The following is a 12,279-nucleotide window of genomic DNA, read 5'->3' on the forward strand; positions in this document are numbered from 1 at the left end:
ATGGCCTGATTGTTCGTCTGGACGAGGTTTACCCGTACTTTCCTAAAAGCCCCAGAATTCCTATCTTTGTATCCCAAGATGGTTGCGCGGGTAATTTTCACCGAAAGCCGCAACCTATCCAATTGGCGCGCGCTAATCGCGCAGCACGAAGTCACGGAAGACACACGAAATGGCAAGGATCATTGGCGGCATCGGCACGTCGCATGTGCCGACTATCGGCATGGCGTACGACAAGGGTAAGCAGAACGATCCCGCATGGGCGCCGCTCTTCAAAGGCTACGAGCCGGTGGCGAGCTGGCTTGCCGAGCGCAAGCCGGACGCGATGGTGATGTTCTACAACGACCATGCGAACAGCTTCTTCTTCGACTGCTATCCGACCTTCGCGTTGGGCGTGTCGGCCAATCATGAATTCGCCGACGAGGGCGCGGGCAAGCGTCCGCTTCCGGATATCGCGGGCCATCCCGATCTGGCCATTCACATCGCCGAGCAACTCGTCGCCGACGAGTTCGACCTCACGATCTTCCAGGACCGTCCGCTCGATCACGGCTGCAATTCACCGCTTTCGCTGATGTTGCCGCACGCGGGCGGCTGGCCGCTCGCGCTCGTGCCGGTCGAGGTCAACGTGTTGCAGTATCCGCTGCCCACCGCGAATCGTTGCTATCGCCTGGGTCAGGCGCTGCGTCGCGCGATCGAATCGTACGAGGAGGATCTCGACGTGGTGGTGGTCGGCACGGGCGGTCTGTCGCATCAGGTGCACGGCGAGCGCAGCGGCTTCAATAACACCGAGTGGGACATGGAGTTTCTCGACCTGATCGTTCATGACCCGCAGCGTCTTGCCGCGATGAAGCATGTGGACTATGTGCGCCTCGGCGGCGCGGAAAGCGTCGAAACGATCATGTGGCTCGCCATGCGCGGCGCGCTCGGCCCGAAGGTTCGCGAACTGCATCGCAACTATTACCTCGCGACCAGCACGGCGATGGCCGTGACGATTTACGAAGACGAGGTGGCGCAATGAATCCGCAACTGATCGGCGTCGAAGAACTCACGGGCACCTATCCGTTCGACATTCGCGAGAGCATGAAGGCGATGCGTCTGAACCGTTTCTTCTGGCAGATGCGCGAAGCGACGGCTCGCGCGCTGTGGCTCGAAAATCGCGAGGCCGCTTACGACGCGGCGAAGCTCACGCAGGAAGAGCGCACGCTGGTGGACAACGCCGACTGGATCGGACTGATTCGCTACGGCGTGTGCTTCTTCGTGCTCGAAAAATTCGCGCGCGTGGTGAAGATCACGAATCTGGGCATGTACGCAAGCATGCGGGGCGAGACCCTCGAAGCGTTTCTGAAGACGCGCCAGGTGCCGGAAGCAGTGTAGGGCGAAAAGCCCAGCGCCGCCGGCGGGCGGCATTTCATTTAGTTAGCAGAACAAAACCCGGCTTCCACCGAAAGCCGGGACGGGAAACTATTTTCTTCGGAGACATGCATGAAATCTGCAGACTCAGTCGACATCAAGGCGTTTATCGACGCGCGCAAGGTGTCGCCCTACCAATGGCTCGTCCTCGTTCTCTGTTTTCTGATCGTGATGATGGACGGGCTCGACACGGCGGTCATGGGCTTCGTCGCGCCCGTCATCATGCATGACTGGAGCGTGTCCCGTGCCGCATTCGGTCCGGTGATGAGCGCGGCCATGGTCGGTCTCGCGGTCGGCGCATTGGCGGCAGGTCCGGTTGCCGATCGCATCGGACGCAAGAAGGTGTTGATCGCGTCGGTGTTCTGCTTCGGGCTTTTCAGCCTGATTTGCGCATTCGCTGAAACGCCCTGGCAACTCGTCGCGCTGCGCTTTCTGACCGGCCTCGGACTCGGCGCGGCCATGCCGAATTCGACGACGCTGCTCTCCGAATACGTGCCGTCGCGCAGTCGTTCTCTTCTGCTCACCATCATGTTCACGGGCTTCAATTTCGGCTCGGGCGCGGGCGGCTTTGTCGCGGCCTCGCTGATTCCTCACTACGGCTGGCGTGCCGTATTCATGTTCGGCGGCATTTTGCCGATCGTGAGCGTGCCGCTGCTGCTGTGGCTATTGCCTGAGTCCGCGCGTCTGATGCTGGTGCGCAAGATCCCTGCGGACAGGATCGCGGCGACGCTCGGCCGCGTCTGCGGCCACACGTTCGGCACGCACGCGCGCTTCACCGCGCCGGAACCGGTGGTGGCGGCCACGGCGCCGGTGCGCATGCTGTTCGCGGACGGCTACGCATTCAGCACGTTGATGTTGTGGCTCACCTATTTCATGGGTCTGTTGATCATTTATCTGCTGACCGGCTGGCTGCCGACGCTGATCAAGGACGCCGGCTTGCCCGTCGAACGCGCCGCCGCGATTACAGGCATGTTCCAGTTGGGCGGCACCGTCGGCGCCGTCGTGGTGGGCTTCGCGATGGACCGCATGGATCGCAATGGCGTGATCGGCGCGGCTTATCTGCTCGGCGGCGTGTTCATCTTCGCGCTGGGCTTGGGCACGCTGAAGTCGAGCCTGCTGCCGGTTCTCGTCACGTGTGCGGGTTTCTTCATGAGCGGTGCACAGACGGGGCTCAATGCACTCGCGCCGACCTGCTATCCGACGCGAGCACGCGCAACAGGCGTGAGCTGGATGCTGGGTTTTGGCCGTCTCGGCGGCATTCTCGGTTCGCTTGTGGGCGGCGCGCTGCTGTCGCTCGGCTTCAGTTTTCAGGTGGTGTTCTCGGTGCTGGCAGTGCCGGCGCTCATCGCGGCTTTCGCCATTGTGATGAACCGGCTCGCGCTGCGCTTCATCACGAGTCCGGTTGCCGACGCATAGGTTTCATTTCACGGTTCGTGTGAGAGATCGCGGCACGCTGCATCTGGTGTTCGTGCCGCATCTGGCGCATTCAGTGGCATTGTCTAGTGTAGTTGTTTAGGCACCCTTAATAGGAGTGGAAGCATGGATGGCAACCTGAGCGTGAGCAAAAGCAGGCTGGACGGAACCGGGTCGTCTTCCGGTTGGACATGGCCAAACTTTCAAACGATGTTGCGCGCCGGTGTGAGCGGCGGGTTGCTCGGCGCTGTGATCATCTGGATGTACGAGGCGCTCATCTGGGTCGGCGCACAGCATCTCATGCCGCTCGCCGGCATTCCGCGCAATGCAACGGGGCTCGTATTTGGCAAAGCGGTACAGGAGTCGATCGGCATATGGGCGTATGTGGTGGGCACAGGTATTCACTTCGTGTTCGCCATGGGCTGGGGCATTCTGTTCGCCGGCATCTGGCCGTATGTTCGCCGCCGCGGCGTCGAAGCCACACTGGCGGCGCTCTTCTATGCCGTCGTGGCGTGGATCGTCATGCACGTGGCCATCATGATCGCTTCAGACAACCATCCGAATTACTACGACCCGGCTGTGATCATCGGTGGATTCATGTCTCACATCTTCTTCACTGTGCCCTTGGCGTTGACGGTGAAGCGCATCTTCGAAAGAGAAGCGCGATAGCGCGGGGAGTCTCTTTCGGACCGCTGCGGGTATCGCTGAAAAAAAGTAGTTCAACAAAGACGTAGCAACTGGAGATCTCGGGAATGAAAAAAAGTATCAGGCGAGTCGACACTGTGCTGTTCAGCGCGGCGATGGCGGCTTGCGTGCCGGCGTTCGCACAAAGCAGCGTGACCTTGTACGGTATTGTCGATAACGGCTTTTCGTACACCAACAATCAGACTTCCACGCTGGGCTCGACGAGTGGCGGCAAATCGGCTGTCAAAATGGCGCAGGGCGTGTGGGCCGGCAGCCGCTTCGGCCTGAAGGGCGGAGAAGATCTCGGCGGCGGCACCAAGGCTATTTTCCAGCTCGAATCCGGTTTCAATTCGGCGACGGGCGCGCAGCAATACAGCAACGCGATGTTCGGACGCCAGGCGTGGGTGGGCGTGACGAACCCCGCATACGGCACGTTGACGGCGGGGCGGCAGTACGCGTCGTATTACCAGATGCTCTCGTCGTATAGCCCGACGACCTGGCTCACCGGTTACTACGGCGCACATCCAGGCGATGTCGACGGTCTCGATACGATCTACCGCGTGAATAACACGCTCGAATACACGTCGCCGAAACTATACGGTCTGACGGTGAGCGGCTCGTATTCTCTCGGCGGCGTGGCGGGCAGCACGAACCGCGGCTCGACCTGGTCGACGGCCGCGCAATACGCAGTGGGCCCGATCGGCCTCGCGGTCGGTTTCTCCCGCATCAACAATTCGACGCTCGGCGGCGGCGCGTGGGGCTCGGATTCGACAACCAGTAACGGCGGCACGGAGATGGGCGTGTCGGCGGTGACGAACGGCTATCAGACCGCGCAGGCGCAGCAGCGCTTCGCGGTGGGTGGCGGCTACACCTTCAACAGCGCGTGGGACGTCACGGCCACTTACTCGAACGTCCAGTACATTCCGGGCACGGGTTCGAAATTCCACGACACCGCGATCTTCAATACCGGCGGCCTCGTGGTGCACTGGAAGCCGCTCACCGCGTGGGACTTCGGCGCGGGCTACAGCTACACGCGCGCCACGCGCGCGAACGGCATCGACGACAACGCGCAGTATCACCAGTTCAACCTGTCCCAGTACTATTCGTTGTCCAAGCGCACGGGTCTCTATGCGCTTGAGGCGTACCAGCGCGCGAAGGGCAAGACCCTCGGCACCAACGGCGCGGGCCAGATCATCGACGCGACCGCGACGCTGGGCGACGGCTACAACTCCACGCCGTCTTCCACGGGTAGCCAGTTCGCTTTCGGCGTGGGCATCATTCACCGCTTCTGATTCATGAGTTGAGTGGGTGGTCGTGTGAGAAGCCGGGTTGCATTGCCAACCCGGCTTTTTGTTTTTGATGGACATCTTTCGCAACGCGCAGCGGTTGTCACTTCGCGGAACAGAAATTGCTCCCTCGTTGCACGATTCTGCACGATTCGCCCCGCGGCCTCGAAACCGCGCGCGAGATCGTCCACGAAAGCGTCCACGAAAACAGGGAGACAAATGATGACGAACAAGCCCACTGATCTGCCCGATGCGGGCCGCCGCAAAGTGCTCGCCGCACTGGCAGGTTCCATCGCGCTGTCGGCGTGCGGAGGCGGTGGTGGCGGGGGCGTGAGCGCCGGCTCGGGTTCGGGCGCCATCGGCGCGATTCCACCGGATCGCGCCAATCTTCCGCGTCCCGCACTGCCCGACCCGGCGACTTCGGGCATCGATCATGTGGTGCTCGTCACCATGGAAAACCGTTCGTTCGATCACCTGTTAGGCTGGGTGCCCAATGCAGAATCTGCGCAAACCGGACGTACCTTCCAGGACGCGTACGGCGAAACGCAAACGCCGTTCTCGCTGGCCGCGAATGCTGCCTATGGCTTTCAGGCCTGCTCGTTTGCAGACCCGAATCACGCGTACGACGCCGGGCGTACTCATCTCGCCAATGGCGCGATGAACGGCTTCCTGCTCACGGCGCCGACGAACCTTCAGCGCGGCGACCTTTTACCGATCGGCTATTTCCGGTCCGCCGATCTCGACTTCTATCGCGGCGCGGTCGCCCAATACACGGTGTGCGACTATTACATGAGCGGCATTCTCGCCGACACTTATCCGAATCGAATCTATCTGCACAGCGGCGAAACGGATCGCCTGTCGGATACGCTCGACTCATCGTCGCTGCCCACCATCTGGGACAGGCTCGATGCAAAGAACGTCTCGTCCGCGTACTACTTTCACGACGTGCCTTTCACCGCGCTTTACGGCACGCGTTACGTGACCCGCTCGAAACTCTTCGCGAACTTTCTCACCGATGCCGCCGCCGGCACGTTGCCGTCGTTCTGCATGGTGGACCCGAGCTTCGGCGGAGAAGCACAGGGTACTTCGAACGACGATCATCCTCATGCCGACGTGCGCAACGGTCAGGTCCTGCTCGGTCAGATCTACGACGCATTGCGCACCGGCCCGAACTGGAGCAAGACACTGATGATCGTCGTGTATGACGAGTGGGGCGGTTTCATGGAACACGTCGCGCCGCCTGTGAAGCCGGTTTCCACAGCCGAAGCCACGGTGGGCAACGACGGCCGGCTGGGTTTTCGCGTGCCGTGCATGCTGCTCGGGCCGCGTGCGCGCGCAAACAACGTGGCACGTTATCCGTTCGATCCCAGCTCGATTCATCAACTGCTCGCCTGGCGCTTCGGACTCGATCCGCTTGGCGTGCGCGCGAGCGATTCGACGACATTCAACATGGCCTACGCGCTCGATTTCACCGACGCCGCGCGCACCGACGCGCCCGCCATTGCCGTGACGCAAGGCACGTTCGGTTCGGCCTGCTCGAATCTGTCGACGGGGGCGTCGGGCGCGAGCGGCATCGCGCAACTGGATAAGAGTCAGGCCGTGGCCAACACCGCGATGAGTGCGCCGGGCGGCCGCTTTGCCGAGTTGCGCGCGAAAGCGGATGCACTCGGTTTCCCAGCGCCGCAGTAAGTGCGCCGATGTCGGGCCGCGTCAGAATAATTGGGCCTGGCCTGACATCAGCGTGGTGAAGTCGTCGCGCAATAGAGGCAGGATTGCGTCGGCAACTGGCTGCAACTGGCGCGTCAGATAGTGTTCATAGTCGATGGCCGAGCGTAGCGTTTCGAGCGGCTCGGGTCCGGCAATCGTCATCACGTAGCTGATCCAGCCGCCGTTCTGATATTGCAGAGGACGTCCTTGCCGGCGATTGAATTCGTCGGCAATGCGCGCCGCGCGCACGTGCGGCGGCACGTTGCGCTCGTAATCGCCGAGCGGCCTGCGCAGACGCTTGCGATACACGAGTTGATCGTCGAGCTTGCCTGCGAGCGTATCGCGCACATAGTCGCGCACGTAGTCCCGATAGGGCTGTTGCTTGAAGATGCGCCGATAAAGCTCCTGCTGAAACTGCTGCGCGAGCGGCGTCCAGTCCGTGCGCACCGTTTCGAGCCCTTTGTACACGATCTCTTCGCTGCCGTCCGGCAACACAGTGAGCCCCGCATAGCGCTTCTTGCTGCCTTCTTCCGCGCCGCGAATGGTCGGCATGAAAAAGCGCCGGTAATGCCGCTCGAATTGCAATTCGAGCGCGCTGTCGAGTCCGAATCGCTGTTGCAAATCTTGCCGCCACCACGCGTTGATATGCTCGACCAGCGCGCGTCCGATGCGGCTCGCGTCTTCTTCGCCACGCGCGTGTTTGAGCCAGACGAAGGTGGAATCCGTGTCGCCGTAAATGACTTCGTAACCTTCGGCCTGAATCAGCTCGCGCGTGCGGTGCATGATTTCGTGGCCGCGCATCGTGATCGACGATGCAAGCCGTGGATCGAAGAAGCGGCAACCCGTTGAGCCGAGTACGCCGTAAAACGCGTTCATGATGATCTTCAACGCTTGCGAGAGCGGTTTGTTCTGTTCGCGTTTGGCTGTTTCGCGGCCTTGCCACACCTGAGCGACAATCGACGGAAGACAATGGTGCGTGCGTGAAAAGCGCGCGCCGAGAAAGCCGGGCACGGATTGAGCGTCGCCGGAATTCAGCATGCCTTCCACGAGTCCCACGGGGTCGATCAGAAACGTGCGAATGATCGACGGATACAGACTTTTGTAGTCGAGCACCAACACCGAGTCGTAAAGACCGGGACGCGAGTCCATGACGAAACCGCCGGGGCTCGCGGCGCCGGCCACGTCGCCGAGATTGGGCGCGACAAAACCGTGCCGGTGCATTCGCGGCATATACAAATGCGTGAACGCCGCGACCGAACCGCCGCTGCGGTCGGCGGGCAAACCGGTAACCGTTGCGCGTTCAAGCAAAAACGGCAGCAGCTCGGTCTTCGCGAAGATACGCGTGACGAGCTCGCAATCCTTCAGGTTGTATTGCGCGAGCGCGGGCTTGTCTTCGTCGAAGCGGCGCTGGATTTCATCCATCCGCTGATACGGGTTGTCGATGGATTTGCCTTCGCCCAGCACGGCGCGCGCGACATGTTCGAGACTGAATGAAGGAAAGCTCCACGTTGCGGAGCGTAACGCCTCGATGCCGTCGATAATCAGGCGCCCCGCGGCCCCCGCGAAATAATGGTTCTGCTTCAGGCCATGCTCGCGCCATTCCATGACCGCGCCGCCGCGACCGAGCCGCAATGGCACGCGGTATTGCTCGGCGTGCTGTTGCAGCACGCGCAAATCGAACTGTACGAGATTCCATCCGATGATCGCATCGGGGTCGTGCCGCGCGATCCACGTGTTCAGCTTTTCGAGCAACTGTGCGCGTGTTTCGCAGTATTCGAGCGCGAAGTCGAGCGTGCCCGCATCGCCGTTGGGCGGCCCGAGCATATACACCTGGCGCTGTCCGCAACCTTCCAGCGCGATGGAATAGAGTTCGGCATGTGCACTCGTTTCGATATCGAGCGACACGAGTTTCAACGCGGGACGATAGTCCGTTGCCGGTTTCAGTTCGCCATTCACGAGCATGCCGCCGCTTTGCGCGTCGCCGCTGAACCGCACCGGCGCGGTGATGAAGCGCTCCATCATGTAGCGCTCGGGCGGGAAGATGTCGGCTTCGTAAATGTCGACGCCGCCTTGCGTGAGGCGTTTCTCGAAGCCGGTTAACTGACGATATTGCGGACAGTACAGTCCCATCACCGGGCGATGCTGAAAATCGCACAAGTCGAGCGGACGCAAATCGAGCGGCGCGTCGCGGCGCAAAATGGATTCGACGCGCTCGCGTTGTTCGGCGGGAATGAATGCCACCGATGTTTGATGACGCAACCGGACATGACGAGGCCCGCTGCCGGTGGCCAGCCAGAAATCGACCTCGGTGCCGGCGGGCGTATCCCGCCAATGCCGCGTCAGAATGAAACCCTGTTCAAGCTCAGTCAAACCACTGCTCCGGAAACGGCGCGCATCGCCTGATGCGATTTTACCGCCCGCCATGCAGCTTCGCGGCGTAGCCGGTATGATGATTTCGCAGCGCTTCTTCCGGCGCGATCATGCGAGCGCCGAGTCTTCTAATCATGCGGAGCCGATCAAATGACTTTGAGCAAACTTCTAGTGGCCGTCGCAGTAGCTGCAACCAGTTTCGGCGCACAGGCGCAAGTGGCGGGCACGCAGCCGCTTGGCGTGACGGTCGAGCAGTCCAATGCACTGTTGAGCGGCTGGAGCGTGAAGAAGAGCATTCTCGGCAAGGCCGTGTACAACGATCAGAACGAGAAGATCGGTTCGATCCGCGATCTCGTGGTTGCACCAGACGGTTCATTGTCCGCTGCGATCGTGGCGGCGGGCGGCTTCCTCGGTGTGGCGTCGCATGATGTCGCGGTGCCTATTGCCGCGCTCGATATTCGTTCGGGCAATTTCTATCTGGCGGGCGCCACGAAAGCGGCGTTGAAAGCGACACCCGAGTTCCAGTACAACAAGGTTCAAGCGCCGCCGAAGCCGAAGAAACTGCCGGCGCAGTAATGTGATGAGCCGGTTGGCGACCGATGCCAACCGGCGTGCATTCCCGTCACGCTTCCAATGCGAGCGCGGCGAATGTGCCCAACCAATGCTCGCCCATGTAGTCTCCCGCCACATGAGGCAATGCGCTTTGCAAATGCCGCTCGGCCGAATCGAGTAAAACGGCCCGGCGGATATCGCCGGCCGGCAACGCGCGGGCGAGCGAGCGTTGGCACCACGCGCGGCTCAGATTGAGGCCGTCGAGGTGCGCGATCTTGCCGTCGGTGCGATCGGTCACGGTAACGGGCTCGAACAGCGTGGCAGGATTTTTCGCACCGATGTCCGGCAAAAAGCGGCCGAACCAGTCGCCGAATTGTGCGGGCGGCAACACGCGCCGCATCAGTTCCGCTTCCATCAGCGAAGGCGACAGGAACTCGTCGCCCGCCGGCTCCCACGCCTGGCACGCCACATCGTGCAAGAACCAGCGCTCCGCGGTGCTGACGATCAGCGCTTCAAGCGAATCGCGCGAGGTTTGCCGCGCGAAATCCAGCGCGAGCGCAAGCGCGAACGCCATGTTGAAATGCGTGCCGACGCGCAGCGGATAAGTGGCTTTCGGCAGGAACGTCTCGAAGCGTTCGACGAAAACCTCGGTGAGCGGCGCGAAAGCTTTCGACCAGCGCGCGGCATCGGCAAGCTTCAACGAATCCAGTTGTGCGCTGAGTGCAAGCAGCCAGGCCCAGCCATAGGGCCGCTCGAAGCCGAGATTGTGAGGCAGGTCGAGGTAAGCGCGCTCGCCGGCCACGTTGGCCGCGGTAAAGTGCTCGTCGACCACCGCGACGATACGTGCTGCCTCGGGCAGAGTCGGAAAGCGCTCGATCAGATGAAGAACCAGCCAGTAGCCATGCACGCACGAATGCCAGTCATAGCTGCCATAAAAGATGGGATGCAGCGCGCGAGGGCCTTGCACATCTGGCGGACCGGCGAGCGAGTGCGTCAGTTTGTTCGGATATTCGCGCGTGAGGTGAGCAAGCGCGAGATTGGCGAACTTCGAAGCGAGTTCAGGCGTGAGTACGGCAGTCATCGGCGGCTCCTTGAGAGCGGAATACGATCAGGTCACTAGTATCGTATTGGCGGCCGACAATAGCAAAGCGATAAGCGCTGCGCGCGAGCCTTGCGTCATGCGGATTCAGGTACTGACGCCGTTAGTGGCGCGATGTTGTCGCGTGCCGACGTTAATGGGCGACAATTTCCGCGAAAGCGCGTAATGCAGAATAAGAACGGCAAAAAAGCGGAATAGATGAAAGCAACGCGTTTCTTTCGAGTTCTTTGCGTCGTGATTGTCTCTTGAAGGCGCATGCTATGGTCGCGCTCCGATACACTTACGCCAAAGCGGTCGCGGTGGTTGTCACCGACTGACGCATTTAAAGCATTTAAAGCATTTAAAGCATTTAAAGCATTTAAAGCGCCTAAAATCGATACCCCACGGAAACGAACGAAATAAGAGGATTCAGCTTCAGTTTCGTGATGCTCGTCACGGTGCCGAGCGCGGACTTCGTGGTCAGTGCGGCGCGCGTGGACAGCCACCTATACGAGAGCGACACATCGACCGACTAGTGCTTGTCGATGTTGTAGGCAAAGCCCGCATTGATCGCAGGCGCAAAAGAACTGCCGAGGTTCGCGGTGGTGGTACCTTCCAGCATGGACCCATACGTGAATGAATACAGGAAGCCGCCGCTCGACACCGCCGTGCTCAATTTCACGCCGCTATACCAGACATACCATGGACGCTGGCCTATTTAACCGTGGCGAAAACCTGGCGCGCAAGCGTGATCACGCCTATATGCGGCGCAATTGCCTTCTCTTTTCTTACTTGCTGCGAACATCGCTGTAGAGAGGCAATGCACGCGCTTCGAGCATGGCAATGGCCTGAACCGCCAGTTGCGAAAGCGTGTGTTTGCTGCTCGTCGCAATGGCAAGGCGGCTGAATATGGTGGGCTCCGTAATGCGAATGACGCGAAAGCGCCGCTTGAGCGCATCGCTCACGGTCGCGTTGAGCGGCAGTACCGCGTAGCCGATGCCTTCACTGACAAGATCGAGAATAGATGACACCGCATCCACTTCGAGTTCGATATTGAGCCTCACGCCTTGCTCCGCCGCAACCGATTCGACCATGCGCCTGATGGCATGCATGCGCCCAGGAATCACGAGCGGATAGCGTGGGATGTCGCGCAGTGCAATGGTCGCGACGGGCTCGTGCGCGGATGTCTCACGCGCCTTGCCGTCGTCGGGGCCGATCAGAAAAAGCTCTTCGGTGAAAACAGTGCGCTTGTCGATCAACGGGGTGTCGAACGTATCGTAGAGAACCGCGACGTCGACGCGGCCCATCATCAGCCATTCGATCAGATAGGTCGACAGACCTTGCGCGACGGAAATGGTCGCGCCTGGAAACGAAGTGCGAAAGCCGCGCACCAGCTCATTGGTTGCGACCTTCGCGAAGCTCGGCGTAATGCCGATGCAAAAGTGCCCGCCGACGGCGCCGCGCAACTCGTCCAGATCCTGCGACGCGCGCTGCACCTGCGAGAGAATCCCTTTCGAATGAGCCAGCATGCGTTGGCCGGCGGGCGTCAGCGCGACGCCGCGTCCATTGCGTTCGAGCAGTGTATGACGCAACTCCACTTCCAGTTGGCGCACGAGCCGGCTCAGCGCGGGCTGGTTGGTGTCGAGTGCGATGGCGGCGCGCGTAAAGCTGCCAAGTTCGGCGACGTGCACGAATGCTTCGAGCTGTTTGAGGTCCATTTCTCAGAGGTATGTGAAAATCACATATCAGCTAGTTTGGTATAGAGATTGTATCGGGCGGCTC

11 protein-coding genes are annotated in these 12,279 nt (G+C 60.9%); 7 read left to right on the top strand and 4 right to left on the bottom strand.

Features of this window, described 5'->3' with window-relative positions:
* The first annotated feature begins 169 nt into the window (after nt 1-169).
* The 6 genes from VOM14_RS02770 (at nt 170) to VOM14_RS02795 (ending at nt 6,479) form a co-directional block, all read left to right on the top strand.
* Nucleotides 170-1,015 carry a gallate dioxygenase gene (locus VOM14_RS02770; RefSeq protein WP_327627126.1) on the top strand — a complete coding sequence of 282 codons (846 nt, stop codon included), beginning with the start codon at nt 170-172 and terminating at the stop codon, nt 1,013-1,015.
* A complete protein-coding gene (locus VOM14_RS02775) occupies nt 1,012-1,371 on the top strand; it encodes a protocatechuate 3,4-dioxygenase (RefSeq protein WP_327627127.1) in 360 nt (119 codons plus the stop codon). The genes VOM14_RS02770 and VOM14_RS02775 overlap by 4 nt, the downstream gene beginning before the upstream one ends.
* A gap of 108 nt (nt 1,372-1,479) precedes the next feature.
* On the top strand, nt 1,480-2,823 hold the full coding sequence (locus VOM14_RS02780; RefSeq protein WP_327627128.1) for an MFS transporter: 1,344 nt from the start codon (nt 1,480-1,482) through the stop codon (nt 2,821-2,823).
* A gap of 123 nt (nt 2,824-2,946) precedes the next feature.
* The gene (locus VOM14_RS02785; protein WP_327627129.1) at nt 2,947-3,489 is read left to right on the top strand and encodes a hypothetical protein; all 543 of its coding nucleotides are present in this window, start codon (nt 2,947-2,949) and stop codon (nt 3,487-3,489) included.
* A gap of 83 nt (nt 3,490-3,572) precedes the next feature.
* On the top strand, nt 3,573-4,796 hold the full coding sequence (locus VOM14_RS02790) for a porin (protein ID WP_327627130.1): 1,224 nt from the start codon (nt 3,573-3,575) through the stop codon (nt 4,794-4,796).
* 216 nt (nt 4,797-5,012) lie between these two features.
* A complete protein-coding gene (locus tag VOM14_RS02795; protein ID WP_327627416.1) occupies nt 5,013-6,479 on the top strand; it encodes an alkaline phosphatase family protein in 1,467 nt (488 codons plus the stop codon).
* Nucleotides 6,480-6,500: 21 nt separating this feature from the next.
* Here the strand turns inward: VOM14_RS02795 and VOM14_RS02800 are convergent, their stop codons facing one another.
* Nucleotides 6,501-8,867 carry a DNA polymerase II gene (locus VOM14_RS02800; protein WP_327627131.1) on the bottom strand — a complete coding sequence of 789 codons (2,367 nt, stop codon included), beginning with the start codon at nt 8,865-8,867 and terminating at the stop codon, nt 6,501-6,503.
* A gap of 150 nt (nt 8,868-9,017) precedes the next feature.
* Between VOM14_RS02800 and VOM14_RS02805 the strand changes: the two genes are divergently transcribed.
* Complete coding sequence (locus tag VOM14_RS02805; RefSeq protein ID WP_327627132.1) at nt 9,018-9,443, top strand: PRC-barrel domain-containing protein; 426 nt, start codon at nt 9,018-9,020, stop codon at nt 9,441-9,443.
* Nucleotides 9,444-9,489: 46 nt separating this feature from the next.
* On the opposite strand, the gene VOM14_RS02810 is transcribed toward VOM14_RS02805, so the two are convergent.
* From VOM14_RS02810 to VOM14_RS02820, 3 genes are all read right to left on the bottom strand, one after another.
* The gene (locus tag VOM14_RS02810; RefSeq protein WP_327627133.1) at nt 9,490-10,500 is read right to left on the bottom strand and encodes a DUF2891 domain-containing protein; all 1,011 of its coding nucleotides are present in this window, start codon (nt 10,498-10,500) and stop codon (nt 9,490-9,492) included.
* Nucleotides 10,501-11,029: 529 nt separating this feature from the next.
* A complete protein-coding gene (locus tag VOM14_RS02815) occupies nt 11,030-11,179 on the bottom strand; it encodes a hypothetical protein (RefSeq protein ID WP_327627134.1) in 150 nt (49 codons plus the stop codon).
* Nucleotides 11,180-11,285: 106 nt separating this feature from the next.
* Nucleotides 11,286-12,215 (bottom strand): LysR family transcriptional regulator, encoded by a 930-nt coding sequence (locus VOM14_RS02820; RefSeq protein ID WP_327627135.1) that lies wholly within the window; start codon nt 12,213-12,215, stop codon nt 11,286-11,288.
* Nucleotides 12,216-12,279: the final 64 nt, after the last annotated feature.

It is taken from the genome of Paraburkholderia sp. MPAMCS5 (assembly GCF_036016995.1).
Taxonomy (GTDB): Bacteria; Pseudomonadota; Gammaproteobacteria; order Burkholderiales; family Burkholderiaceae; genus Paraburkholderia.

What these genes read in the sequence shown, in the direction of transcription:
- VOM14_RS02770 (WP_327627126.1), top strand. Translation starts at nt 170, where the DNA reads ATGGCAAGGATCATTGGCGGCATCGGCACGTCGCATGTGCCGACTATC.
- VOM14_RS02775 (WP_327627127.1), top strand. Translation starts at nt 1,012, where the DNA reads ATGAATCCGCAACTGATCGGCGTCGAAGAACTCACGGGCACCTATCCG.
- VOM14_RS02780 (WP_327627128.1), top strand. Translation starts at nt 1,480, where the DNA reads ATGAAATCTGCAGACTCAGTCGACATCAAGGCGTTTATCGACGCGCGC.
- VOM14_RS02785 (WP_327627129.1), top strand. Translation starts at nt 2,947, where the DNA reads ATGGATGGCAACCTGAGCGTGAGCAAAAGCAGGCTGGACGGAACCGGG.
- VOM14_RS02790 (WP_327627130.1), top strand. Translation starts at nt 3,573, where the DNA reads ATGAAAAAAAGTATCAGGCGAGTCGACACTGTGCTGTTCAGCGCGGCG.
- VOM14_RS02795 (WP_327627416.1), top strand. Translation starts at nt 5,013, where the DNA reads ATGACGAACAAGCCCACTGATCTGCCCGATGCGGGCCGCCGCAAAGTG.
- VOM14_RS02805 (WP_327627132.1), top strand. Translation starts at nt 9,018, where the DNA reads ATGACTTTGAGCAAACTTCTAGTGGCCGTCGCAGTAGCTGCAACCAGT.
- VOM14_RS02810 (WP_327627133.1), bottom strand. Translation starts at nt 10,500, where the DNA reads ATGACTGCCGTACTCACGCCTGAACTCGCTTCGAAGTTCGCCAATCTC.
- VOM14_RS02820 (WP_327627135.1), bottom strand. Translation starts at nt 12,215, where the DNA reads ATGGACCTCAAACAGCTCGAAGCATTCGTGCACGTCGCCGAACTTGGC.